General features: G+C 37.1%; 20 protein-coding genes. 8 read left to right on the top strand and 12 right to left on the bottom strand.

Annotation, left to right across the window (positions count from 1 at the left end):
* The first annotated feature begins 152 nt into the window (after positions 1–152).
* The 7 genes from secD to AC27VX_RS09685 all read left to right on the top strand — a co-directional run bounded on the left by secD (position 153) and on the right by AC27VX_RS09685 (position 7,894).
* A complete protein-coding gene (secD, locus tag AC27VX_RS09715) occupies positions 153–3,047 on the top strand; it encodes a protein translocase subunit SecD (RefSeq protein WP_488695308.1) in 2,895 nt (964 codons plus the stop codon).
* Positions 3,048–3,217: 170 nt separating this feature from the next.
* Positions 3,218–4,438 (top strand): TCR/Tet family MFS transporter, encoded by a 1,221-nt coding sequence (locus AC27VX_RS09710; protein WP_236858597.1) that lies wholly within the window; start codon positions 3,218–3,220, stop codon positions 4,436–4,438.
* Positions 4,439–4,604: 166 nt separating this feature from the next.
* Positions 4,605–5,408 carry an arylamine N-acetyltransferase family protein gene (locus tag AC27VX_RS09705; protein WP_488695305.1) on the top strand — a complete coding sequence of 268 codons (804 nt, stop codon included), beginning with the start codon at positions 4,605–4,607 and terminating at the stop codon, positions 5,406–5,408.
* A gap of 209 nt (positions 5,409–5,617) precedes the next feature.
* On the top strand, positions 5,618–5,953 hold the full coding sequence (locus AC27VX_RS09700) for a Sec-independent protein translocase subunit TatA/TatB (RefSeq protein WP_236858599.1): 336 nt from the start codon (positions 5,618–5,620) through the stop codon (positions 5,951–5,953).
* Between the two features lie 7 nt (positions 5,954–5,960).
* On the top strand, positions 5,961–6,527 hold the full coding sequence (locus AC27VX_RS09695) for a phosphatase PAP2 family protein (RefSeq protein ID WP_488695303.1): 567 nt from the start codon (positions 5,961–5,963) through the stop codon (positions 6,525–6,527).
* Positions 6,524–7,336 carry a tetratricopeptide repeat protein gene (locus AC27VX_RS09690; RefSeq protein WP_488695301.1) on the top strand — a complete coding sequence of 271 codons (813 nt, stop codon included), beginning with the start codon at positions 6,524–6,526 and terminating at the stop codon, positions 7,334–7,336. Before AC27VX_RS09695 ends, AC27VX_RS09690 begins: the two co-directional genes overlap by 4 nt.
* A gap of 108 nt (positions 7,337–7,444) precedes the next feature.
* Positions 7,445–7,894 carry a tRNA (cytidine(34)-2'-O)-methyltransferase gene (locus AC27VX_RS09685; protein WP_236858602.1) on the top strand — a complete coding sequence of 150 codons (450 nt, stop codon included), beginning with the start codon at positions 7,445–7,447 and terminating at the stop codon, positions 7,892–7,894.
* Between the two features lie 117 nt (positions 7,895–8,011).
* Here the strand turns inward: AC27VX_RS09685 and AC27VX_RS09680 are convergent, their stop codons facing one another.
* Positions 8,012–8,485 (bottom strand): 23S rRNA (pseudouridine(1915)-N(3))-methyltransferase RlmH, encoded by a 474-nt coding sequence (locus AC27VX_RS09680; RefSeq protein ID WP_488695298.1) that lies wholly within the window; start codon positions 8,483–8,485, stop codon positions 8,012–8,014.
* A 223-nt stretch (positions 8,486–8,708) separates the two neighbouring features.
* Here AC27VX_RS09680 and AC27VX_RS09675 point away from each other — a divergent pair, with 223 nt between their 5' ends.
* Positions 8,709–9,641: a YihY/virulence factor BrkB family protein gene (locus tag AC27VX_RS09675; protein WP_236858604.1), complete on the top strand. Its 933-nt coding sequence runs from the start codon at positions 8,709–8,711 to the stop codon at positions 9,639–9,641.
* A gap of 70 nt (positions 9,642–9,711) precedes the next feature.
* On the opposite strand, the gene nhaA is transcribed toward AC27VX_RS09675, so the two are convergent.
* The 11 genes from nhaA to AC27VX_RS09620 form a co-directional block, all read right to left on the bottom strand.
* Entirely contained in the window at positions 9,712–10,890 is a 1,179-nt protein-coding gene (gene nhaA, locus AC27VX_RS09670; RefSeq protein ID WP_488695296.1) for a Na+/H+ antiporter NhaA, read from the bottom strand.
* A 2-nt stretch (positions 10,891–10,892) separates the two neighbouring features.
* Positions 10,893–13,103 carry a RelA/SpoT family protein gene (locus AC27VX_RS09665; protein ID WP_236858606.1) on the bottom strand — a complete coding sequence of 737 codons (2,211 nt, stop codon included), beginning with the start codon at positions 13,101–13,103 and terminating at the stop codon, positions 10,893–10,895.
* Between the two features lie 229 nt (positions 13,104–13,332).
* On the bottom strand, positions 13,333–13,701 hold the full coding sequence (locus AC27VX_RS09660) for a hypothetical protein (RefSeq protein ID WP_488695294.1): 369 nt from the start codon (positions 13,699–13,701) through the stop codon (positions 13,333–13,335).
* A 397-nt stretch (positions 13,702–14,098) separates the two neighbouring features.
* Positions 14,099–16,006 (bottom strand): acetate--CoA ligase, encoded by a 1,908-nt coding sequence (acs, locus tag AC27VX_RS09655; RefSeq protein WP_236858608.1) that lies wholly within the window; start codon positions 16,004–16,006, stop codon positions 14,099–14,101.
* A 57-nt stretch (positions 16,007–16,063) separates the two neighbouring features.
* The gene (locus AC27VX_RS09650) at positions 16,064–17,950 is read right to left on the bottom strand and encodes an AMP-binding protein (protein ID WP_488695503.1); all 1,887 of its coding nucleotides are present in this window, start codon (positions 17,948–17,950) and stop codon (positions 16,064–16,066) included.
* A 240-nt stretch (positions 17,951–18,190) separates the two neighbouring features.
* On the bottom strand, positions 18,191–18,553 hold the full coding sequence (locus AC27VX_RS09645) for a response regulator transcription factor (RefSeq protein WP_236858609.1): 363 nt from the start codon (positions 18,551–18,553) through the stop codon (positions 18,191–18,193).
* A 9-nt stretch (positions 18,554–18,562) separates the two neighbouring features.
* Positions 18,563–21,262, bottom strand: a complete 2,700-nt coding sequence (locus tag AC27VX_RS09640; protein ID WP_488695291.1) for an ATP-binding protein — start codon at positions 21,260–21,262, stop codon at positions 18,563–18,565.
* Positions 21,255–21,503 carry a hypothetical protein gene (locus tag AC27VX_RS09635; protein ID WP_236858611.1) on the bottom strand — a complete coding sequence of 83 codons (249 nt, stop codon included), beginning with the start codon at positions 21,501–21,503 and terminating at the stop codon, positions 21,255–21,257. Before AC27VX_RS09635 ends, AC27VX_RS09640 begins: the two co-directional genes overlap by 8 nt.
* Before the next feature lie 22 nt (positions 21,504–21,525).
* Positions 21,526–21,753 (bottom strand): DUF6814 family protein, encoded by a 228-nt coding sequence (locus AC27VX_RS09630; RefSeq protein ID WP_236858612.1) that lies wholly within the window; start codon positions 21,751–21,753, stop codon positions 21,526–21,528.
* A gap of 43 nt (positions 21,754–21,796) precedes the next feature.
* On the bottom strand, positions 21,797–23,377 hold the full coding sequence (locus AC27VX_RS09625; RefSeq protein WP_236858613.1) for an MFS transporter: 1,581 nt from the start codon (positions 23,375–23,377) through the stop codon (positions 21,797–21,799).
* 91 nt (positions 23,378–23,468) lie between these two features.
* Complete coding sequence (locus AC27VX_RS09620) at positions 23,469–24,848, bottom strand: porin (protein ID WP_488695288.1); 1,380 nt, start codon at positions 24,846–24,848, stop codon at positions 23,469–23,471.
* Positions 24,849–24,872: the final 24 nt, after the last annotated feature.

Raw genomic sequence — 24,872 nt, 5'->3', positions numbered from 1 at the left:
CTTCATTATGATAGCATGAAAAAATTGTTAAATCTTAAATGGAGGTCAGAATACCAATATATCTGAAAATAAACCATTTCTGTTGTTAAAAATTCATAAAATACCAGAAAATCATTATATTTGCCGACTTAATTTAACGTAGTTATAACAAAATGCAAGGAAAAGGACTTATTACAATTGTTGCTATTGTCCTGGGGTTGATCTGCTTAAACGAGCTATTACCAACCTGGTACGCCAGCAAAATTGAATCGCAGATTGAAGCTGCGAAAGGAAACGAGAAAGAGATCAAACGGATCAAGGAAGATACTCTTAATCTTGGGTATACGAAGCTTTATTATTCAAAAGCTAAAGACAAGGAAATGAAACTTGGTCTTGACCTAAAAGGTGGGATCAACGTTCTATTGGAAATCAACCAGAGAGATTTGGTAAATGATTTAACCAATTATTCAACAAATCCTGTTCTTATTGAGGCTTTAAATAAGACTGATGAGGCTCAGAAAAACTCAACAAAATCTTACATCGACAACTTCTTTGAACAGTTCGATGCGGTAAACAAAGCGAAAGGAACAAACCTTAAGCTTGCTGATCCGGAACTTTTCGGAAATACCAATCTATCTGAAATCAAGTACAACACTACTGATGATCAGGTGAAAAGTATTGTTAAAAGAAGAATTGATCTTTCAGTAGGTACAGCTTTCGAGGTAATCAGAACGAGAATTGACAAGCTTGGAGCTATCCAGCCAAACGTTCAGAGAGTACCTGGTACAGCCAGAATTTCTGTGGAAATGCCTGGTATGAAGGATATCGACAAAGTGAAGAAAATGCTTCAGACTTCTGCAAAACTTCAATTCTGGGAAGTACAGCAGGTTCCTGAAATCGCACCTTATTTCCAATCCTTGACAAGTATTGTTGCTGCAAAAGTAGATTCTATGGGAGTTGCAAAGAACGTAAACTTCATGAATCTTTTACAGCTTGACAAATTAAGAACAAATGGTGTTGCGAACGTAAAACTATCTGATACTGCTGCTGTAAACAAAATTTTAAACAGTAAAATTGGATTGGCTTCACGTCCTGCCAACATTAAATATACACAATTCATGTGGGGTTACAAACCTGAAGCTACAAGCCCGGACGATTTGGTATTGTATGCGATCAGAGGTAACATCAATCAAAAGGCTCCAGTAGATGGTGCTGTAGAATCTGCAAATATCAGCTACGATGAATTGAGTAGAGTGGTAGTAGATATGCAGATGGACTCTAAAGGAGCAAAAGAGTGGAAAACTCTGACTGAGAAAAACGTAGGGAAACCAGTGGCGGTAACGCTTGATGGTAGAGTTTATACTGCTCCAAACGTTGTAAATGCTATTCCTAACGGAAGAACTCAAATCTCCGGTAACTTCTCTCAGGAAGAAGCTAAAGAATTGGTAGACGTTTTAGGAGCTGGTAAATTACCTGCTGGTGCAAAAGTAGTTCAGGCTACTCAGGTAGGTCCGTCTCTAGGACAGGAGTCTATCAACGCAGGTATGATTTCATTTGCTATTGCATTCTTAATTATCATTGTTTATATCATTTTCTACTACGGTGGAGCTGGTGTATATGCAGTAATTGCGATGGTAATTAACTTATTCTATATTTTCGGAATTATGGATTCCGGAGACTTTACGCTTACTCTTCCTGGTATCGCCGGTATCGTATTGACGATGGCGATGGCGGTAGATACAAACGTAATTATCTATGAAAGAACGAAAGAAGAATTATTTGCCGGTAAGAATATCTTAGAGGCTTATAAGGATGGTTTCAAACACGCATTAAGTGCGATTATTGATGGTCACTCCACTACATTATTGACGGCAGTTGTACTATTCTTCTTCGGAACAGGGCCTATTAAAGGATTTGCTTTGACATTGATGATCGGTATTATCATGACATTGTTCACTTCTGTATTGTTATCAAGAGTAATGATCTTCAGCAGACTGAACAAAGGAAAGCACCTTTCTGTATGGACTCCACCTACGAAGAACCTATTCAGAAATACGTGGATCGACTTTATCGGAAAGAGAAAATATGCTTATATTGTTTCTGCGGTATTAACAGTTATCTGTATCGGATCTATGGTTACTCACGGATTTAAATATGGTATTGATTTTACTGGTGGTAGAAACTATGTAGTTAGATTCGATAAAGAAGTTAATGCTAACGATGTTGAAGAAAAATTAGTAAAACTATTTAGAACTGAAGACGGTAAAAACTCTTCTGTAGAAGCTAAGACTTTCGGAAATGCTAATCAGCTGAAAATCTCTACTGATTACCTTATTGAAGATGAGTCTTTAAAAGCTGACCAGACTATTGAACAAAAATTATACGAAGGGTTAAAAGGAGATCTTCCGGCTAACATTACCTTGAATGATTTCAAATCTGCAGATAAAGACCACGCAGGTATCATTTCTTCTGAAAAAGTAGGTCCTACTGTGGCTGACGATATTCAGACTCATGGTATTCTTGCTGTAGTTGCTGCTTTAGGAGGTATTTTCTTATACATCTTATTCAGATTTAGAAAATGGCAGTTCTCTCTAGGTGCTGTAGCGGCTTTATTCCACGATGCGGTTATTATTTTAGGAACGTATTCATTACTTCACAAATATATGCCGTTCAACATGGAGATCAATCAGGATTTCATTGCTGCAATCCTTACTGTATTAGGATACTCAATTAATGATACGGTAATTATCTTCGACAGAATTAGAGAATATCTAAGAGAGAAGAAATCATTAACATTGGCGGGATTATTTGATGACTCTATTTCAAGTACATTAGGTAGAACGTTTAACACCTCATTTACTACGATCCTGGTAATCTTAGCGATTTTCATTTTCGGTGGTGATAACTTAAGAGGATTTATGTTTGCGATGTTAATCGGTATTGGATTCGGTACTTACTCATCCATCTTTATTGCATCAGCAATTGCTTATGATTTCCTTAAGACAGGAAAAGAAGATGAAGTGCATGGGAAGACCACTTCCGAAAAAGAAGTACTAGCTTCAAAGTAATACAAACTACAATAAATTAGTAAAAGCCTTTCGAAAGAAAGGCTTTTTTATTTTTAGAAAAAGCAGTCAATAATGATCCTGATGAGAAATGGTTCCGGGAATATTATACTTTTTTAATACAATGAAATTTAGAACCATTATTTTTAAGATTTGATTAATTTTGCACCATCATGGAAAATTCAAAGAAAAAAGCAGCTATAGGCTTTATATTTATTACCTTACTTATTGATATTACAGGGTGGGGGATCATTATTCCTGTGGTTCCAAAACTGATTGAAGAGCTGATTCATGCAGATATCAGTGAGGCTGCAAAATACGGAGGCTGGCTAGGATTTGCCTATGCATTTACACAGTTCATATTTTCACCCCTTGTTGGAAATCTGAGTGATAAGTATGGACGAAGACCTATTATTCTGATTTCACTTTTCGGTTTTGCTGTAGATTATATTTTCCTCGCTTTGGCCCCCACGATTTGGTGGCTTTTCCTGGGGAGAGTGATTGCCGGGATTACCGGAGCCAGTGTAACTACGGCAAGTGCTTATATTGCAGATATTTCTACAGATGAAGACAGAGCTAAAAACTTTGGGCTTATAGGAGCTGCGTTTGGCCTTGGATTTATCATAGGACCCGTACTTGGCGGGGTTCTTGGACATTATGGCGCAAGAGTTCCCTTTTATGCGGCAGCGGGGCTTTGCCTGCTTAATTTCCTTTATGGCTACTTCATCCTTCCAGAAAGTTTAGATAAAGATAAAAGAAGAGAATTTAACTGGAAACGTGCTAACCCCGTTGGATCGTTTAAGTTTTTAGGGAAGCATCCTGAGATTTCAGGACTTATAGTTTCATTAATACTGATCTATATCGCTGGTCACGCCGTACAGAGTAACTGGAGCTTTTTTACGATGTATAAATTCAACTGGACAGAAAGAATGGTCGGGATCTCATTGGGAGTTGTAGGTCTGTTGGTAGGTCTTGTACAGGGCGGTCTGATCAGATGGACAACACCAATGCTTGGAGAGCAGAAAAGTATTTATTATGGACTGGCATTTTATGCGGTAGGAATGTTGCTGTTTGCATTTGCTTCAGAAGGGTGGATGATGTTTGTATTTTTAATCCCGTATTGTTTGGGAGGAATTTGCGGACCTGCCTTACAGTCTGTCATTACCAAAAGTGTTCCTTCTAATGAACAGGGAGAACTTCAGGGCGCACTTACGAGTTTAATGAGTGCTACTTCCATTATCGGACCTCCGATGATGACCAATCTGTTTTACTACTTTACGCATGACGAAGCACCGTTCAAGTTTTCAGGAGCGCCGTTCTTTTTAGCATTTATTTTAATGGCCATCAGTGTAGGAGTTACCTATTCTGCCTTTCAGAAAAAGAGGAAAATTTAACAATAACAAACGAAATAAAACGGATAAGGTTAAGGTGCGAATTCATCTTAACCTTATTTTTTTTACTGCTGTATTTTAAATATTTGCGTAAATTGTAATAGAGTTATGTGACCGTTTATTCTATTGCATTTTGGAGTTTCCAAGTCTGATTATTAAAGATGAAATTATGGACAAATTAAAATTAGAAAAATATCTGGAGAGGATTCATTATTCCGGAGAATTGAAATTGAATCTTGAAACATTGAGGAGAATACATCAGCTCCATCCCCAATATATCCCTTTTGAAAATATAGATCCTTACACCGGAACTGTTCCCTCTTTGAACGTAGAAGATGTTTTTCAAAAACTGGTCGTTGAATCCAGAGGTGGATACTGTTATGAACAAAATCTGCTTTTGGATGAAGTTTTGAAATTGATAGGATTCAGAGTGAAACTGCAATTGGGAAGGGTAGTTTGGAAAAGGGAAGAAGACAGCACTGCTGCGCAGACCCACTTATTGCTTATTGTAGATTTTGAAGGGCAGGAGTATCTTGTAGACTGTGGTTTTGGAACGGCTACGCTTACAGCCCCTTTATTATTAAATGAAGAAGGGCCTCAGCAAACTCCCAACGGATTGTTTAAGGTTTCGCATAAAGAAAAAACGTATGTACTCTGGACCTGGAAGGAAAAATGGCTTCCTGTTTACCGTTTTATAATAGAACACGTAGAACCTGCTGATCTGGAAATTGCCAATTGGTACTTATCTACCCATCCGGAATCTAACTTTAAGAAAAATCTGATTCTGTCCAAAGTGGATGCGAATGCCAGATATACTTACACAGATCATATGCTGAATATCCGGTCTAATGACGGGATAAAAGAATCTGTACCTATAAAAAATGACGAACAACTGTTTGAAATTCTTACCAATACTTTTGGCTTAAAAGAGAATGCCGTTGAAGCACTAAAAATAAATGGGAAAACGTTTTAAAAAGGACATATCAATAATGTTCTCTGTCAAATTAATAATAAAAAATTTCTCTATTCACATATAAAATAACAAGCTGCTTATAGACAGCAACAAGGTTTCTGCCGTTTATTTTGGCTTTTTTTGTGCTCTATTTTCCTCAAAATCTTAAAATTTGTTTAAATTTTTACTTTACTGTAATTTTAATGTATAATCTTTCGTAATTTTACTCCATGGAATTAAGCATTGGAGAAATGGCACTCATTGCCATTGCAATCGTTGTATTATTCGGACCGGATAAACTTCCTCAGATCGCGCGTGACCTTGGATCAGGTGTTAGAAAAATGCGTGGAGCTGTAGAAGATATCAAGACGGAGATTATGAAAGAAACAGATAATCCTGTATCTGAAATTAAACGTGAGATTGAAAAGGTAAAAGATGCTGCCAAAGATTTCAATCCTATGAATGATATCAAGAAAGATATCTTAACAGAGCCTGCTGAATCTACTGAACCTCCAAAACCAAAACCTTCAGAAGATGAAACTTATGAAGGACCTGTAAGCAGATAAATAGAATATGGAGGAGCTTATTCAGGAAGACAAAAAGGTATTTCTTTACCTTAATAATTTGGGAAACTCTTCTTTTGATCAGTTCTGGATGTTGATTTCCAGTACCTGGATCTGGGTTCCCCTTTATATTATATTCCTTTATTTTTTATACAAAAATTACAAACTAAGAGCTTTAGTTTTTATTCTTATATTTTTAGCACTTGGAGCAACGGTTTCTGATCAGTTGGCAAGTGTTTTCAAATATGGAGTGGCAAGGTTGAGACCATGTCATGACCCTACTCTGGAACATCATATGAGGATTGTGAAATGTGGCGGGCAATTTGGATTTTATTCCGCTCATGCATCCAATACCTTCTTTTTAGCAGCCTTTTTAAGTATTATACTGAAAAGTAAAATTAAATGGTTTCCATACGCTATATTTGTATGGGCTATAGTGGTTTCCTACAGCCGAATATATTTAGGAGTGCATTTTCCAATTGATATTTTGGTGGGGGCGTTTGTTGGATCTTTATTGGGAGTGATATTTGGTGCACTCGCCAGAAAAGTGATCAACAAACAAACTATAACTTCATGAAAAAAAAATTATTACTTGCCGTAACCATTTGTCTTACATTCAACGCCTTTTCGCAGGATAAAAAACTAGCTGAGGACTGTTTTAAAAGGGCCGATTATAAATGTGCCGAAGAACAGTATTTAAAGCTGGCGGAGAAAGAACAGATCCAGAAATTTCAATCTGAATATTATGATTATCTGGGAACATCTCAGAGAAGGCTGGGAAAGACTAATCTGGCTTTTAAATCCTACGAATCTGCTTTAAAGGCAAATCCATTATCAGTTTCCGTGTACGTTAACCTTTCATCATTGTACAGCCAGAAAAGCAATAAGCCCAAAGCACTGGAGTATATTGAAAAAGGATTGAAGGTGGATGCTGAAAATCCTGACCTATACCTTATACGTTCAAAAATTTACGATAGCCAGGGTAAAAAAGATCTCGCAATTAAAGATCTCAATCAGATTCTGACCTTTGCACCAGATAATATTTTTGCAAAAACAGGTCTGGCCAATCTCAAAAAAAATAACGGGGATCTTGAAGGTGCTTTAAAAGACTACAACAAGCTTATTACCGAGAAACCGGAATCATTACTGTACAATGGCAGGGCAGATGTATATTTCAAAATGAAAAAGTATAAAGAAGCGCTCACTGATGTCAATAAAGCTATTTCTATCGATCCCAAATTCGCGCAGTCGTATGTCAGCAAGGCATTGGTTTTATTTGAAACAGCCAAATCTAAAGAGGCCTGTGAAAATCTTGACAAAGCGGTGGCATTAGGCTATGAGAAAGCTGTACTGGCAGAGTATTACACAAAATGTGTAAAGAAGTAGGGCACAGTTCTTTTCTTCTCTTAAATAATAAACACGTTGTAGTATGGAGAAGAGATGTCCATACAAACTAAACTTAATTTCAATTAAAAAAAGAATAAAGAAATATAGATGTTGAATATTGTTCTCGTAGAACCCGAAATACCTAATAATACAGGGAATATCGGAAGATTATGTGTAGGTACCGAAAGCAGATTACACCTGGTTCACCCATTTGGATTTATCATTAATGATAAAAATCTGAAACGATCAGGGTTGGATTATTGGCAGCATCTTGATGTTTCAGAATATGCCAACGTTGAAGAATGGGTTAAAAATATTCCGGATCCTTCACGTGTTTTTTTAATGAGTTCCCATGCGGAGAAATCTTATTTAGAGAACCAATTTCAGGATGGAGACTGGCTGGTTTTTGGAAAAGAAAGTGTGGGGCTGAGTGAAGATGTTTTGAATATTTTTGAAAATCATTTAACCATTCCTATGTCAAAATTAATCAGAAGTTTTAATATTGCAAATTCTGTTGCTTTTGTAGTAGGCGAAGCAAAAAGACAGATAGGATTATAGAACAGATTATACTGACTGCTTTTCTGCGGTAAAATATTCAGATTAAACCGCTAAAACTTTTTATAATATCTAAAGACGTCAATATTTAGAAACTGCTCAATGGGTTGTTTCTAAATATTAGTCGTTATGATAAGGTTTCCCCTGCAGAATCTGATCAGCACGATAAAGCTGCTCAACAATAAACAAACGGATCATCTGGTGCGTAAATGTCATTTTGGATAATGACATTTTTTCGTTGGCTCTGCTGTAGATATCCTCTGAAAAGCCATAAGCTCCACCAATAAGGATGTGTACCTTTTTAACAGAAGAATTCATCCAGACATCAATTTTTTGAGAAAATTCCCGGCTGGTAAACTGCTTTCCTTTTTCGTCAAGAATGACAACAAGGTCATTTTTATCAATATGATTTATAAACAACTTAGCTTCTTCCTTTTTAAGAAGATCCGGAGATAGGTTTTTTGCATTTTTAACATCCGGAATTTCTATCATTTCAAAATTCCAGTGCCTGGGTAAACGGTTGAGATAGTAATTGATTAAAGAAGTGATTTCCTTGTCGTCTGTTTTGCCGATACAAAGTAAACTGATGCGCATGTATAAGAAGTTTCAGCTGCAAAGATAAGGGTTTATACTGGAAGTGTAAAAATTGCGAATTGAAATTGAGCAGTTACAAGCCAGGCAATATTGTTTTACACTTTCCATTCTAAATTCTAAATTCTCCACTCTCTCAGCTAATCCATTTATCTGCCGCTTATCATCTTCTCGCTTTTCCCTATTTCATTTAATTCCCCTACATTTGTATAAAACAAACAAATAGATGGGTTTGAAAGTTCCTAATTTTATTTTGAAGATTCAAGAATTTTTTGATAACATTCATATTCCTGTCTTGGGAATATCGCTTTGGCAGATGTTTCAGATCTATATCTCCGGAATTTTCAAAGGAAACATTGGTCGAAAAGCAGCTGCGATTTCCTGGAGCTTTACCATCAGTTTGTTCCCGTTTATTCTCTTCCTGCTTTCTGTACTGCCCTATATGCCTCTTTATAATGAACTGCAGTTCTATATTTTCGATGTGCTGATGCATAATGTTTTTCCTTCCAATATGGAAGGAGATGTTAAAGGTTATATCGTAAACAATATCATCCCGAATATGAAAGGGATCAGTAACCTGACCATTGTCCTGGCCCTCCTTTTTGCTACCAATGGTACCTTTTCACTGATCAACGGTTTTAACGAAAACTCTGATGAAAAGCTAAGTGATGTCAAAGAATTTATCCTTTCATTTTTTATTACAATAGGTTTTATTACCATTGTATTTTTAACACTTTTCGGAGTATATTATGCGGAAGTTGTAATGAAACTTTTTACGCCGGCTTATGATGTTACATGGCTTGTAGATAACCTTTCCAAAATTATCGGATTCGTTTCTTTCCCGCTTTTTTATTTTATACTTCTGACTTTATTTTACTGGTTGGGGACAGTAAAGATTACAAGATTCAGACAGGCCGTTCCCGGGGCTATCTTAACGACAGTACTGTTTGTGATTACTACTTATATTTTTGCGATTTATGTAAAAGATATTGCCCGGTACAATGTTCTTTACGGATCGATCGGAAGTATGATTCTTTTAATGGTATGGGTAAACGTAAACGTCTATCTTCTGTTGTTTGGAAACGAGCTCAATATGGCCATCAGAAAACTCAGAATAGAAAAAATTCTGTCAGATGAAATAGAGAAAGAAACGGTTTAGTATCAGGCTGTAAACCCAACTTTTAAAGAGGTGGATAATCTCTCCGGAAATTGGGCGGCCTGAAGAAAGATTAATCCTCTTCAGGTTCCATATTACCCTTGGAGCTCATACTTAAAATTGCAAATCCTAAAATAGCAGCCAGAAAAGAAGCGATCAAAATAGCAAATTTAGCCTCATCCTGAATATGAATATCATCTTTAAAAGACAGCAGTGCAATAAAGATGGACATGGTAAAACCAATTCCGGCAAGTAAACCTACTCCAATCATTTGAGTCCAGTTGCTGTTTTGAGGTAAAGAACTAAGCTTTAATTTAATAGCAAGTAAGGAGAATAAATTGATTCCTATTAATTTTCCTAAGATCAGTCCGCAGACAATTCCTAATCCTAAAGTGCTTGTTATTCCTGCAACCATATTACTTGAGAAAGTAATATTGGTATTCGTTAAGGCAAATACAGGCATGATCAGAAAGCTTACAGGAATATGCAGTTTATGCTCCAGCTTTTCTAAAGGAGAAATTTCTACATTGGATGCATTGGTCGGAATAGAGAAGGCGAGCAAAACACCCGCTATCGTAGCATGAATTCCGGAATGATGAAGAAAATACCATAAAAATAACCCGGGAATAAGATAAAATATGATTTTCGTGACTTTTAAAAAGTTTAAAATAAACAGTAAGGCAGCCACTCCAAAAGACAGCAGAAGATAAGTCCAGTGAATTTGCTCAGTATAGAAAACAGCGATCACCAGAATAGCTCCCAAATCATCTACAATTGCTAAAGCGGCTAAAAATATCTTAATTGAATTCGGGATTTTCTTACCCAGCATGGAAATAATTGCCAGCGAAAAAGCAATATCAGTTGCCATAGGAATTCCCCAACCGTTGCCATACTTTGTGCCGGCATTGAAAATAGTATAAATGACTGCAGGAACAAGCATTCCACCTACTGCTGCAAAAATAGGAAGTGAGGCATTTTTAAAAGATGATAGTTCGCCTTCTACAAGTTCCCTTTTTATTTCAAGACCTACCAAAAGAAAGAATACAGCCATCAATCCGTCGTTGATCCAGATGCTGACAGTATATTCCAGTCCGAATAAGTGAGTGCCCACTTCCTTGTCTAAAAACTGTTGAAAGGTTTCAGCTAAAGAAGAATTGGCAATTAATAATGAGATCAGCACACAGAAAATAAGAATAATTCCTGAGGACTGGCTGTTATTGAAAAATTTTTTAAAATAAAGAGATAAATTCATATTTAAGATTGTAATCGTCTCACTATGGAAACGCCATTAATACTTTTAAGCTTTTTAAAGGTCTCTTCCAGCTGACCTTTGTTTTTTACTTCTAAGTTGATGTTTCCTGTGAAAATGCCGTTATTGGATTCTATGGACATACTTTTCATATCCATTCCCATGCTTCCGCTGATAACAGTGGTAATATCATTGATCATTCCCATTCTGTCCAGCCCTTCAATCTCAATTTTTACTCTGTTTTTGAAGCTTTCTGCATTTACCCATTTGGCCGGAATCACACGGTAGTCATACTGCGCACGGAGATTAATAGCATTCGGGCAGTTGTCACTGTGTACCTTGATTCCGTCTGAAATGGTGATGAATCCAAAGATTTTGTCACCGGGAATTACTGTACAGCATTTTGCATAGCTATAGTTCAGCTTTTCTTCATCTTTTCCGAAGACAATCATATCAAGGTTCTGTTCTTTCAGTTCCTCATAGTGATTATTCTTTGTGGGTGATTTTCTGAATCTGGAAAGTAAATTGTTGAATACGTTTTTACTTTCAATGTATTTTCTCAGGCTGCTTGCATCCAGTTCATTGCTCTGGAATTTAAGAAACAATTCCTGTGATGATTTTAAATTAAAGAACTTCTGAAGTTTATTGATCTCTTCGTCGTTGAAGTTTATTTTTGCGTGACGAAGCTTTCTCTGCAGAGTTTCCTTACCTTCGTCCACCAACTGGTTTTTCTGAGAATTCAGATAACTTTTGATCTTGGATTTTGCTTTTGAAGTTACTACAAACTCCAGCCAGTCAGATTTTGGTTTTTGATTTTGAGAAGACAGGATGTCTACCTGATCTCCATTTTGGAGAATATAGGAAATAGGAACCAGTTTACCGTTAATTTTAGCACCCAGACACTTCATTCCAAGATCGGAGTGAACGGAAAAGGCGAAGTCCAGAGCGGTGGCATTGGTTGGCAAGATCTTGATTTCCCCTTTTGGAGTAAAAACAAATACTTCTTTTGAATAGAGATTAAGCTTAATATTGTCCAGAAGCTCAGAAGTGGAAAGGTTCTGCTGCTGCTCAAGAACATCACGGATCTCAGTGACCCATTTTTCAAAATTCCGGTCATCAGAACTTTGCTTATAGCCTTCCTTATATTTGTAATGGGCTGCCACCCCTTTTTCGGCAATCTCATCCATTCTTTCTGAACGAATCTGTACTTCGATCCATTTTTTATCAGGTCCAAGAACAGTTAAGTGGAGACTTTCATACCCTGTAGAACGGGGCTGGGTGATCCAGTCACGCATTCTTGAAGGGTTACTGTGGTACACATCTGTAACAATGGAATAAATTTTCCATGCCAGGAACTTTTCATTCTTCGCATCAGATTTATAAATAATTCTGATCGCATAGTTATCAAAAACCTCTTCAAAAGAAACTCCCTGCTTCAGCATCTTTCTGTAAATAGAAGAAATAGCTTTTGCACGGCCTTTAATTTTAAAGTTAAGTCCCTCTTCATGAAGTCTTTCTGATACTTCTTTTTTGAATTCTTCAATATATCTTTCACGGTTTTCCTTGGCCAGTTCCAATTTTTCCGTGATTTCATTATATACTTCAGGATTGTTATACTTTAATGAAAGGTCCTCCAGTTCAGATTTGATATTGTAGAGCCCAAGACGGTGAGCCATTGGAGCATAGATATAGACTGTTTCCGAAGCAATCTTTTTCTGCTTGTCCGGAGCCATGCTTTCCAGCGTCCGCATATTGTGAAGACGGTCTGCAATTTTGATCAGAATCACCCTGAAATCTTCAGAAAGTGTCAGTAATAATTTTCTGTAGTTTTCAGACTGAACAGAAATATTCTGATGATTCATGATGGAGATCTTGGTCAATCCTTTCACGATATTGGCAATCTTCTCCCCGAAGATCTTTTTAAGATCTTCATAGGTATAGTCAGAATCTTCAATTACATCATGCAAAAGAGCACAGGCAATAGAAGTCGCTCCCAGACCGATCTCCGTTGCTACAATTTTGGCAACAGCAATAGGGTGGTAGATGTAAGGTTCACCAGATTTTCTCCTTTGATCTTTATGGGCATCTAAAGCAATATCAAATGCCTTTCGGATAAGTTTGTTATTTTCCTCATCCAAAGTTCTGTATGTATTCGAAATCAGATCCTTATATCTGGCAAGGATCTCTTTATTCTCTTGTTCTAAGTCGTAACTCATTTGTGCTAATGCCTATATTTAAACGAAAATACGAAAATTTTTAGTTTTTTCAAAGATAAAAAAGCGGATCTAAAAGTTGAAGAACGAACCACAAGGTGATTGGACTCAGTCTTGAACATGAAAAAAATATTTAATCCGAATTTATAGTTTAAGTGTTTCTTTCAAAAAGTGATCCATAAAAAAATCTGCAGAAGATTCTACAGATTTTGTTTATCAGGTTATATGCCGATTAGAATTTTACTTCAGAATTCATACCGTCACTGGATGTTTTGATCTTTACATCAGGGCTGTTGTGAATTTCCGCCTTATTTCTGGCATCGATGTACTTTTTAATAGTGTCATAGTTAGTTTCTTTGACGCTCATACCCTCAAATAAATACGCTTTTAACGCTGCATTTTGGGAGAATATATTCCGTGCATTTTCAATCTGACTGTTATCTTTTACAGTAACACTGGCCAAATACTGGGAATTATTTGAAGCATCATTATTAAGATATATAACGTAATCGGAATTGGCAAACCCAGAATTTTCCAGATCACTCTCAAGCTTTTTGTAATCGCTGTGGAGCTCGAACAGCCCCGCTAGTATATTTGACATAGTTAATTGGTTTAAAGTTATGATTAAAGTTAGTCATTATTTTTCTTATTTTATTGTTCTTTAATTAATAAAATTCATTAATTAACATTTTATTTACATAGTAATTATTGATTGGGTGGAAATATTCATTGAACGTGTGTTTAATTTTGATGATTTAATAAAATGTTAAATAATTAGTGATGGTACAGATCACTTTATTGAATCTGTCATATTTACAATAACTTACCGTTTTTAAAATAATTTAACTCTAATTTTTTTAGCTACTTATTTCCTGATGAAACAGTTCATTCAGTATTGAACAGAAATACAAAAATAGAATAAGGTTTTAGTTAATACATTATTAAAAAGAGGCTGAACATCTCTGAACAGCCTCTTTTAGGGTTAATTTAAAAGGTATTTAAATTCTTTCGTTCTTGATCTCTTCAACAATTTCAGGATTCAATAACGTACTGATATCTCCAAAATTACTGAAGTCACCTTCCGCAATTTTTCTCAAAATTCTACGCATGATTTTTCCTGAACGTGTTTTTGGAAGCCCGGAAACAAACTGAATTTTGTCCAGTTTAGCAATAGGTCCTATCTGATCGGCAATCAATTGGTTGATTTCTTTCTTTAGATTCTCCTTATCACGGCCTTCGCCAACTTCTTTCAGCATTACAAAGCCATAAAGTGCGTTACCTTTGATGTCGTGGGGATAGCCTACAATTGCCGATTCAGCTACAGCAGGATGCTGATTGATACTGTCTTCAATAGGAGCTGTGCCTAAATTATGCCCGGAAACAATGATTACATCATCTACACGGCCTGTAATTCTATAGTAGCCTACCTCATCTCTTAAAGCACCGTCACCAGTGAAATATTTCCCGGGGAATGCTGTGAAATAGGTTTCTTTATATCTCTTATGATCTCCCCATATCGTTCTTGCAATTCCCGGCCATGGAAAACGGATGCAGAGATTTCCCGTCACCTGATTTCCTGTGATTTCATTGCGCTTGTCATCCATCAGAACAGGCTGTATACCCGGTAACGGCAAAGTAGCATAGGTAGGCTTGGTAGGAGTTACAAATGGAAGGGGAGAAATCATGATACCTCCGGTTTCAGTCTGCCACCATGTATCTACAATCGGACATTTTTTCTTTCCTACGTGATCATTGAACCAATGCCATGCTTCATCATTGATAGGTTCCCCTACAGAGCCTATAACCTTCAGAGAGCTGAGATCATGTTTGTCTACCCATTCAGCGCTCTCTTTTGCTAAAGATCGGATAGCCGTAGGTGCTGTGTAAAACTGAGTAATTTTGTGTTTTTCAATAACTTCCCAGAAACGGTCAGGTTCAGGATAGGTTGGCACTCCTTCAAAAATAACTGTGGTGGCTCCATTCAGTAATGGTCCGTAAAGAATATAAGAGTGTCCGGTAATCCATCCGATATCAGCAGTACACCAGTAAATATCATTTTCCTTATAATTGAATACATTTTTAAAAGTATAGGCAGTGTAAACCATATAGCCGGCACAAGTATGAAGCATTCCTTTTGGTTTTCCTGTAGAACCCGAAGTATAAAGGATGAAAAGAGGATCTTCAGAATCCATAATGACGGTTACAAAATCAGGAGAAGCTTTTTCAAATAAATCAGCCAGCCAGTAATCTCTTCCTTCCTTCATTTTAATCTCATTATGCGTTCTCTTTACAACGAGTACATTTTCAATGGTTGGCGTTTTTTCCAATGCCTCATCTACAATACTTTTTAAATCCAGAACTTTATTTCCTCTATAACTTCCATCGGATGTGATCACCATTTTCGCTTCGCAGTCATTGACTCTTGAAGCTACTGCAGCGGCTGAGAATCCTGCAAAAATGACAGAATGAACAGCTCCTAATTTTGCGCAGGCAAGCATGGTAACAGCCAGTTCAGGAATCATGGGAAGATAGATGCAGACTCTGTCTCCTTTTTCAATTCCCATGTCACGAAGAACATTTGCAGTCTTATTAACCTGCGTATATAACTCATTGTAGGAAATATGCTGTGCTTCTTCTTTTGGATCATTCGGTTCCCAGATAATGGCTGTTTTATCACCTCTTACCGCAAGATGCCTGTCTATACAGTTTTTGGTGATATTGAGCTTGGCATTTTTAAACCACGTGATTTTAGCTTCGTTCATATCGTACTTAACAACCTTGCTCCATCTCTGGTACCACACAAAATTCTGATCGGCTACCTTATCCCAGAATTTCTTCGGATTTTTGATAGATTTTTTGTAATCTTCAAAGTATTGTGGTAAATCTTCTATTAAGTAATTTCTCATATCCCTTTCGTTTTTTGAAATTTGAATTGTATTTTAAATATATGTTTAATTTTTCGCTTACCCCCTATATTTCCTGATCTTTTCCTGTATTTCTTCAATGATTTTTTCATCATCAATCGTTGGCGGAATCTGAAAATTTTTTCCATCGAGTAGGGTTCTGATGAGCTTTCTCAAAGTTTTTCCGGATCTTGTTTTTGGTAAACGTTTGACAACCATCGCGTTTTTTAAAAAGGCTACGGCTCCTATTTTTTCACGAACCATGCGGATGATTTCCTTTTCAAGGTCTTCCTCTGAAGTTACAGTTCCATTTTTCAGAACAGCAACTGCAAAAGGAATTTGCCCTTTCAGATCATCATCAATGCCTACTACAGCACATTCAGCAATATCGGGATGAGAGGAAACGATCTCTTCCATTTCTGATGTAGAAAGCCTGTGCCCGGCTACGTTGATAACGTCATCCACCCGTCCGGTAATGAAAATATAACCGTCTTCATCCTGTATAGCACCATCTCCTGAGAAATAATAACCATCATATTGAGTGAGGTAGCTGCTTTGAAAACGCTTGTGGTCTTTCCATATTCCCAGCATACTTCCCGGAGGAAGCGGTAGTTTGATAACCAGATATCCTTCATGATGTGGATCCAGCTCCAGACCGTTTTCATCAAATATTTTGATGTCGTATCCCGGAATAGGTTTTCCTGCCGAAGCTCTTTTTATTTTGTAGTCATCATCACAGGTCATTAAGCCCAGCATAGGCCATCCTGATTCTGTCTGCCACCAGTGGTCAATGGCAGGAACCCCAATGTGCTCCGCAAACCAGTCTAATGTTGCAACATCACAGCGTTCACCCGCCAGAAACTGTTTTCTGAACTGAGACAGATTGTATTTCTTAACCAGTTCTCCGTTTGGATCTTCTTTTTTTATTGCTCTGATAGCTGTAGGAGCAGTAAACATTACTGAAACCTGATATTCTGAGATAATTCTCCAGAAAGTTCCCGCATCAGGCGTCATAATAGGTTTTCCTTCAAAAATTATAGTGGCATTTCTATTGATCAGAGGGCCATACACTGAAAAGCTATGTCCTACTGCCCATCCAAAATCTGAGGCCGCCCAATAAGTTTCTCCCGGTTCAACTCCATATATGTATTTCATAGAAAACTTCAGGGCGGTGGCATATCCTCCGGTATCCCGAACAATTCCTTTAGGTTTTCCAGTAGTTCCTGAGGTGTAAAGTAAATAAAGCGGATGGGTAGAAGCTACTGAAACGCAATCTGCAGGTTCTGATTTTCGAACCAGTTCTTCGTAGTCAATCAACCCTTCAAACATTTCGTGTTGGTTGTCGACCAGTTTTCTGTTATAAACAATAATATTGTCTACTTTATTCTGTGCCAGTTCAATTGCTTTTTCCACCAAAGGCAGATATGGAATTCTTTTGGCAATTTCTATGCCTGCTGTAGCAGTGATCAGAACTTTAGGTTTGCAGTCGTCAATCCTTACTACCAGTTCATGAGGGGCAAAACCTCCGAAAACTACATTATGAATCACCCCGATCCTTGCACACGCCAGCATAGCAAACAGCGTCTGTGGAATCATAGGCATATAAATAACCGCAGTATCTCCTTTTTTTAATCCTAACGAAGCCAGTCCCCCGGCAAATTTCGATATCTCTTCCTGAGCCTGACGGAAGGTGTATGTTTTCTTTTGATGGGTGACAGGAGAGTCGTATACGATAGCGGTGTGATCTCCAAAACCATCCTCAATATGCTTGTCAATGCATAAATAGCACATATTAAGCTCCCCGTCATAAAACCACTGCGGATAATCGTTAAGGTCTTTTGAAAGGATCTGCTGTGGAAATTTATACCACTGTATTTCTCTGGCTTTTTCTTTCCAGAAGTCTTCTTTATTATCTATACTTTGTTTAAATAATTGATCTGCATTCATATTAATAATTGGGCGTTGTGGGAAAGTTCTGTCATCGTGGGCTGAAGGTAAACAGTGCCTTAGTCCTTTTTTCTTCATCTTAATGGTTTAGTCTTGAACTTTAAACCTTTAATTGTAATGAAGATTTTAAAGATGTTGATTTTAATAACATTTTAAGATAAAATTGTATACTTCATTTACGATGACCTTTGGCGTTTATTTTGTGTTGTACGTTCTCTTTGTCATTCAATTTCTGATTATCTACTCAAACATTTCTTCAATCTGCTGCATCAGTTTTTTGATTGAGTAAGGTTTGGTTACATAAGCGTCAGCTCCCATGCCCATTCCTTTTTCAATATCTCTTGGATTGTTCTTGGCGCTTAGAAAAATGACTTTGGTGTCTTTCATTTTTTCATTCTGTTTGATGAGATCCAATGTGCTGTATCCGTCAAGATTGGGCATCATGATATCGAGTAGAATAACGTCGGGGACCATGGTTTTTAAAAATTCAAGAACTTCTGTTCCATCTCTGGCAATATAGACATCATAACCGTTTTTCTTAAAACTGTATTCCAGAGACATTAATATTTTATGTTCGTCATCCGCAATGATTATCTTTTTCATAGTTCGTTTTTAATGATGTTCAACTTCATTTTTGGTTTCTTTTATTTTTTTAGGAATGCTGATGGTGAAAGTTACGCCTAATCCGCTATTTTCTGCTTTTATTTTTCCTCCGTGAGCCTGCACAATTTTTTTAGAAATCGCAAGTCCCAGTCCGCTTCCTGTTGGTTTTAAAATGTTCTGATTTTTAGACTGATAAAATTTGTCAAAAATCATTTCCAGATCTTCTTCAGGAATCGTTTTCCCGGTATTGAAAATGCTAATGACGAGATATCCCTCTTTTTCAAATAGCTTTGTTTGTATAGTTCCCTGTTCATTCGTGAATTTCAAGGCATTACCCCAGATATTCTGAAATAACTGAATCATTCTTGCTTCATCATATTCAAAAGTAAGCTGATTCAGCAGATTGACTTCACTTAGATGGATGTTTTTCTGCTGGATAAGATGAAGAAGCGGGGTTACTGCTCTTTCATAGGTCTCAATTATATTGTTGGGCTGAATGTTTAATAAAATCTCTCCATGTTGAAGCTTGTCAAGATAAAGGATGTCATTGATAATTTCGCTTAACCTGTCGGATTCTGTAATAATATTATTAAGAAATTCCTGTTTGATGTCATAAGGAATATCATCATCGTCTGCTAAAATTTCTCCAGCGGATCGGATAGCAGTGATGGGTGTTCTTAATTCATGGGCCACAGAATCCAGGAAATCATCTTTCTGACGGTCTTTGATGATCAGGCTTTCGTTGGCCGTTCTAAGGTCATCAGATAATTTTTGAAGTTCTTCAGACTGCTCTGTTAGTTTTTTATTCAAGGTTATGTTTTCCTTAGATTCTTCCAGGATGTTTAAAACTTCTTTTAAAGATATTTTATCTTCCTTCGTTACTCCTTCGATTAATATTTTGGCAGAAGCTGTTCCTATTCTCCCTGCTAAAAGGTTTTCTGAAAATTTAATAAATCTTGAATCTGCAGTTTCTGTTTTAGAATCAATATTATATTTCAAATTGAAAATTCTTAGAGCCTGCTCTGTTTTGTTTTTGCCTAAGAATCTCTCCAGAATATTTTTAATATCTGATATATAGGCAGTTCCCCTCCAGATAAAGGCGTTTTCATGATTTTGAATGTATTTGTCAATATCTACATATAGCTCGGCAAAATTTCTTTCCCGATAATTTCCTTTGGTCATGACAGAAACGATGGTAAACAAACCTGTATTGATAAGAAGCGACCAAAAGAAAATCTGGGGAATTCTTTCAAGATAAGGAATAGAGAAAAATTCGAAGGTGTTGTAGAGATCTCTCAAAACTCCTTTGAATTCCTGGTTGTATGAAAAGTAATACTGCGGAATAATCAATCCGAAATAGCAGATCACCAGGCCTGCAGCAAGCCCTGTAATAGCTCCTTTATAGCTTCCTCTTCTCCAGAATATAGCTCCGAAGAATGTAGGCGCCAGCTGCGCGATAATCACAAAGGAGATTAAACCTACAGAATCCAGCGAAATTTTCAGGATGAAATACTTGTAGAAAACAAAAGCCATGATGATCAGCGCAAAAATGCTGAATTTTCTGATATTGGTAATGCTTCTGGTGTTTTGTTCCTCATTCTCAGATTTGAACTTTCCAAGCAAGCCATACGGAATAATAAGGTTATTGGAAAGCATAATAGATAATGTAATAGCGGAAATGATAATCATGGAAATACATGAACTTAACCCGCCAAGAAACACTAAAACGGTAATTAATGTATTGTCAAAATGCTGTGGAATCAAAATGGAGTAGAACTCCGGATTGACGTTTTGACCATCAAAAATTAACCTCCCGCCCCAGGCGATCGGAAAAATAAATAGGGTAAATATTAAAAGATAAAGCGGGAAAAACCAGATTGCTGTTTTGATGTGCTTTTCCTGTCTGTTTTCAATGATTGCCGTGTGAAACTGTCTTGGAAGAATGCAGATTGCTGTTGCGGAAATCATACACAGGATCATCCAGTTCATAGCACCTTCAATTCCATTGAAGGTATTTTTTTCTTTAAAATCCTTAAAATGACTCGCTTTCTGATAAATATCCGAAAATCCATCAAATGCATAGTAGATGACAAAAAGTCCGAGAATAATGATAAAGAATAGCTTTAGAAAACTTTCCAGGGCGATCGCAGAAATAATTCCCAGACGTTTTTCTGATGCATCTACATATCTCGTTCCGTAGTAAGAGGAAAATAAAGCAATCAGAATAACAACAAATGTTGCATTGTCAGTCAGAATATCCTTTGACATGGAAGTTTCTGTCACTAAGTGAAAAGTTTCGGAAATCGCTTTGATTTGTAATCCGATGTAAGGAACAATGGCTAAAAGACAAACTATAGTAATAATGGCACTAAAGCTTCTGCTGTTTCCGTATCGTAAAGAGATAAAATCTGCAAGGCTGCTTATCTTATTGACCCTGGAAATTCTTACGATCCGTGTATTGATGAAGATCCATGCAGGAATAATCATAATAGGGCCAATATAGATCGTCAGATAGTTTAATCCACTTGTGGCGGCTACACCTATACTTCCATAATAAGTCCATGCCGTGCAGTATACAGCCAGAGACAGTGCATAAATATAGGGATTGTTAATCCATATCTTGCTTTTTTTCTTTTCTGCCAGATGGGCCACTAAGAAGAGAAGAGCCAGATAGAACAAGACTACAAAAAATAATGCAAAACTACTCATCGTACCTTTTTACAATTACAAAAGAAATTACGATGGAAATCATCCAGACGGCAAACAAATAAATCAAAATCATAGGATAACCCATAACTTCTTTTTCGCTGTTGAAAAGAAGCGAGATGGGAATACTGAAGGCAATCATTAATCCGATACTTAGAATAATCAACTTTTGTTCGTGTCTCTTTTTCATAAATGATGATTGATAAAGATAATTGATGAGCAGATGGCCTTGTGGATCGCTCATCAATTATCAGTGTTTGTTATAATTATCTTTTATCGTCAGAATATTCTCCTGTTAAAGCATAATAGCCGAAAATTGCCATTCCGCCTGAGATAATCGGCATCAATACAAATAAAATGATAATACCGAAAACCAAATCTTCCTGTTTTCCGGAAGTAATCTTTGGAATTCCTAAAACTGTAATTCCAAAGTAGCCCACAATCACAGCGATTGCGATCCATAGAATACCTAATATTTTTTTTAGTCCGTTCATTTTAGTAGTTTTAAAATTAATAAAAATTTAAGTGATTCGGTGATTAATCATGAAGATTATTGTTCTTATTTTTAAGATAAAACAATCCGATAATCAGGCAGACAGCCGCAACTCCAATAGGATACCAAAGTCCTTCGAGATACCATGTGGCGTGTCCGGCTTCTTTTCCTGTTGTAACCAGGTAAGTTGCCACTGCGGGAAGAAGTCCTCCAAATACCCCATTTCCAATATGATAAGGTAAAGACATTGAGGTGTAACGGATCCTTACCGGGAACATTTCAACAAGGAAAGCAGCTATAGGTCCATATACCATGGTTACAAATATCACCTGTATAAATACAAGGAAAACGAGATACCATTTCGTGTTATCACCTAATTTTACCGTTTGTGACACTTTTGGTTCCTCAGCTTTTCCGTCCTTCATGATAGGACCGGCAGGTGACCAATGAGTGATGCTGTCTTTTTTGGTTAAAGTTCCATCTGTATAAAGCGTCTCTTTATGGAACGTCACAAGACTGTCTGTGGCAATGTCATTGTGAATTTTAGCTGTTCTTTTTTCTGTAATTCCGTTCGTTGCTACTGTTTTATTTTCAAGATTCACACTTTTATACATACTGTCGTAAATAGGGCGGTAAGCCAGGATGGCTACCAGCATTCCGGTCATCATTACTGCCTTTCGCCCAATTTTGTCCGATAACCAGCCGAAAAATACAAAGAAAGGCGTTCCCAGGAATAGAGCGGTTGCCATTAAGTAGTCTACCTGCATAGATTCTACATTCATTACCTTCTGCAGGAAACTCATCGCATAGAATTGTCCCGTGTACCAGATTACCCCCTGTCCCATGGCAGCTCCGAATAAAGCAAGTAAAACAAACTTGAAGTTGTATTTATTGCCAAAACTTTCTTTTAAAGGGTTTTTAGAAGTTTTTCCCTCGCTTTTAGCTTTCGCAAAAAGAGGAGATTCTTTCATGTTTTTTCTGATGATATAAGAAACTCCTACCATTAAAATAGAAATCCAGAAAGGAACCCTCCATCCCCAGTTATCAAACTCTTCGGCAGAAAGTGTTGATTTTGTGATCAGGATAACGATCAATGAAATAAAAAGTCCTGCTGTTGCTGTGGTCTGTATCCATGAGGTCCAGTAGCCTCTTCGGTGAGGTTGTGCATATTCTGCAACATAAGTGGCAGCGCCACCATATTCTCCTCCCAGAGCCAGCCCTTGTAATAGTCTCAGAATTAAAACCAAAACAGGAGCCATAAATCCAATGGTTTTATAACTCGGGATACATCCAATCAGAAAAGTGGAGAATCCCATGATTAATAACGTAACAAGGAAGGTGTATTTTCTTCCGATGATATCTCCCAGTCTTCCGAAAAATAAAGCTCCGAAAGGTCTTACAACAAATCCTGCAGCAAAAGTAGCCAGCGTAGATAAAAATGCTGCGGTAGGATTATCTGCAGGAAAAAATTTTGTAGCTAAAACAATGGCCAAACTTCCGAAAATATAAAAGTCATACCATTCTATCAGTGTTCCGAGTGATGAGGCAGTGATAACGCTCCAGATGGTGCGGTTTTTCTGCTTATCAGTCATATTTTCGTAGGTTTCGTGGTGATTTTCGCTCATATTGTTTAGTTTTGATGTTATTGGAATTGAATGTTAAAGAATTTTAAGTGATCTTATCTTACCGTTTTTATTAGTCTTAATGGTGTAAGTTTTATAAATAGATCTGAAACTGTACAATGAATTCTCCTTTTGAAGAAGGACTTTCAGTGGGGCTGGTATAAACAGGCCTCGTTGAATACTGTGTGGTGATTTTCGCATGATGACCATCTATAAACCAGTTGGCTCCTAAGTCGAATTGAGATGAAGATTTATCAAAAGCTTCAAAATTTTTGCGAGTATACGCTGCGAAAGGCTGTATTCTTATTTTTGGCTTTTGTGCCTGACTTGGTAATAGTAAACCAGCCTGTGCATAGATAATATTACCTGTTCCTATGGTTGGCTGTAGATTTCCCGGGCCTGCAATTGCTTTATTACCGATAAAATTAGGGTCAGAAGCGGCAATATTCATGGTTCCCAGATTTCTTACATAGTTAGGACCAAAATTATAGTTATAATATCCGGCATACGCAGAGACGGCCATTTTGTTTTTTGCTTCTCCCAATGGAATATCTGCGAAAGCATCCACTGCAAAAAGGCTGATGTCATGCTTTTCAATATTTGAATTGACAGAAGTTCTTGTTCCGTCCGCCTGATGATAAAACCCTGCACCAACATTGAACACTTTTTTAGTTCCCAGATAAGAGCCCACTTTGTAAGGAAGGGTGTTGGATTCCTCATCAAGGAATTGGTATTCTACATATCCCGCTTTTGAAAAACTCGGATTTCCATTATTATCTACTGCTACAGCTCTTGACGGATCTGTTACATTTACAGGGACTATGTCTGTAGCAAAAGGCTTATTTAAGCTAAAACGATATTCTAATTTTCCATATTTTCCTTTAGCGAACATTCCCAGCTGTCTTCCAAACTGATCTGAATTGTCTATCAGAGGCCATGAAAAAATAGGGGAATCTACCGTAAGAAAATTCAATGTTGAAGCCATAGTCATACGGGAAAGGCCCATATAATAATGAAGCCCTGCCCCTAAAGATAAACTGAATTTACCCGCTTCTCCAGGTAAAATAACTGCGTACTCATTCCATGCATCATGAAAAAAAAGCTGTGTTTTCTTTCCGTTTCCATAACCGCCTGTTCCTGAAGTACCTGTAGCACCCCCGTTGATGAAGGTCTGATTATTGATTCCAAAATGGAGGAGAATCATGTATCTTTTAGAGATTTGTGCATAGGTTAAAGCACGTAACCTCCTGTTTCCTATGTTCCAGGAGTTGTCTGTAGGTTCTCCACCTACCATACTTCCGGGATTCATTGAGGTATTTCTCAGCCAAAGCTGGTCCCAGAGAATAAATCTGATGAATTTGTCTCCTTCAGGATTGAGGTTTACTTTTAATCCACTGCCATAGTCTGGGGAACCCTGGGAGTAGAGAGAACTACTTATTAAGACTGCTCCAATGAATGCAAGTAATTTCTTCATAAATTATCAATTTTTGGCGTTGTT

Source organism: Chryseobacterium sp. 14P4.3.2 (genome assembly GCF_057799275.1).
This window is presented reverse-complemented; position numbering and strand designations above follow the sequence as displayed.

Excerpts from the sequence above, each read along its gene's own strand:
- AC27VX_RS09710 (WP_236858597.1), top strand. The coding sequence starts at position 3,218 with ATGGAAAATTCAAAGAAAAAAGCAGCTATAGGCTTTATATTTATTACC.
- AC27VX_RS09665 (WP_236858606.1), bottom strand. The coding sequence starts at position 13,103 with ATGAGTTACGACTTAGAACAAGAGAATAAAGAGATCCTTGCCAGATAT.
- AC27VX_RS09700 (WP_236858599.1), top strand. The coding sequence starts at position 5,618 with ATGGAATTAAGCATTGGAGAAATGGCACTCATTGCCATTGCAATCGTT.
- AC27VX_RS09650 (WP_488695503.1), bottom strand. The coding sequence starts at position 17,950 with ATGAATGCAGATCAATTATTTAAACAAAGTATAGATAATAAAGAAGAC.
- AC27VX_RS09660 (WP_488695294.1), bottom strand. The coding sequence starts at position 13,701 with ATGTCAAATATACTAGCGGGGCTGTTCGAGCTCCACAGCGATTACAAA.
- AC27VX_RS09685 (WP_236858602.1), top strand. The coding sequence starts at position 7,445 with ATGTTGAATATTGTTCTCGTAGAACCCGAAATACCTAATAATACAGGG.
- secD (WP_488695308.1), top strand. The coding sequence starts at position 153 with ATGCAAGGAAAAGGACTTATTACAATTGTTGCTATTGTCCTGGGGTTG.
- AC27VX_RS09640 (WP_488695291.1), bottom strand. The coding sequence starts at position 21,262 with ATGAGTAGTTTTGCATTATTTTTTGTAGTCTTGTTCTATCTGGCTCTT.
- acs (WP_236858608.1), bottom strand. The coding sequence starts at position 16,006 with ATGAGAAATTACTTAATAGAAGATTTACCACAATACTTTGAAGATTAC.
- AC27VX_RS09620 (WP_488695288.1), bottom strand. The coding sequence starts at position 24,848 with ATGAAGAAATTACTTGCATTCATTGGAGCAGTCTTAATAAGTAGTTCT.
- AC27VX_RS09695 (WP_488695303.1), top strand. The coding sequence starts at position 5,961 with ATGGAGGAGCTTATTCAGGAAGACAAAAAGGTATTTCTTTACCTTAAT.
- AC27VX_RS09690 (WP_488695301.1), top strand. The coding sequence starts at position 6,524 with ATGAAAAAAAAATTATTACTTGCCGTAACCATTTGTCTTACATTCAAC.
- AC27VX_RS09630 (WP_236858612.1), bottom strand. The coding sequence starts at position 21,753 with ATGAACGGACTAAAAAAAATATTAGGTATTCTATGGATCGCAATCGCT.
- AC27VX_RS09645 (WP_236858609.1), bottom strand. The coding sequence starts at position 18,553 with ATGAAAAAGATAATCATTGCGGATGACGAACATAAAATATTAATGTCT.
- AC27VX_RS09625 (WP_236858613.1), bottom strand. The coding sequence starts at position 23,377 with ATGAGCGAAAATCACCACGAAACCTACGAAAATATGACTGATAAGCAG.
- AC27VX_RS09705 (WP_488695305.1), top strand. The coding sequence starts at position 4,605 with ATGGACAAATTAAAATTAGAAAAATATCTGGAGAGGATTCATTATTCC.
- AC27VX_RS09635 (WP_236858611.1), bottom strand. The coding sequence starts at position 21,503 with ATGAGCGATCCACAAGGCCATCTGCTCATCAATTATCTTTATCAATCA.
- nhaA (WP_488695296.1), bottom strand. The coding sequence starts at position 10,890 with ATGAATTTATCTCTTTATTTTAAAAAATTTTTCAATAACAGCCAGTCC.
- AC27VX_RS09680 (WP_488695298.1), bottom strand. The coding sequence starts at position 8,485 with ATGCGCATCAGTTTACTTTGTATCGGCAAAACAGACGACAAGGAAATC.
- AC27VX_RS09675 (WP_236858604.1), top strand. The coding sequence starts at position 8,709 with ATGGGTTTGAAAGTTCCTAATTTTATTTTGAAGATTCAAGAATTTTTT.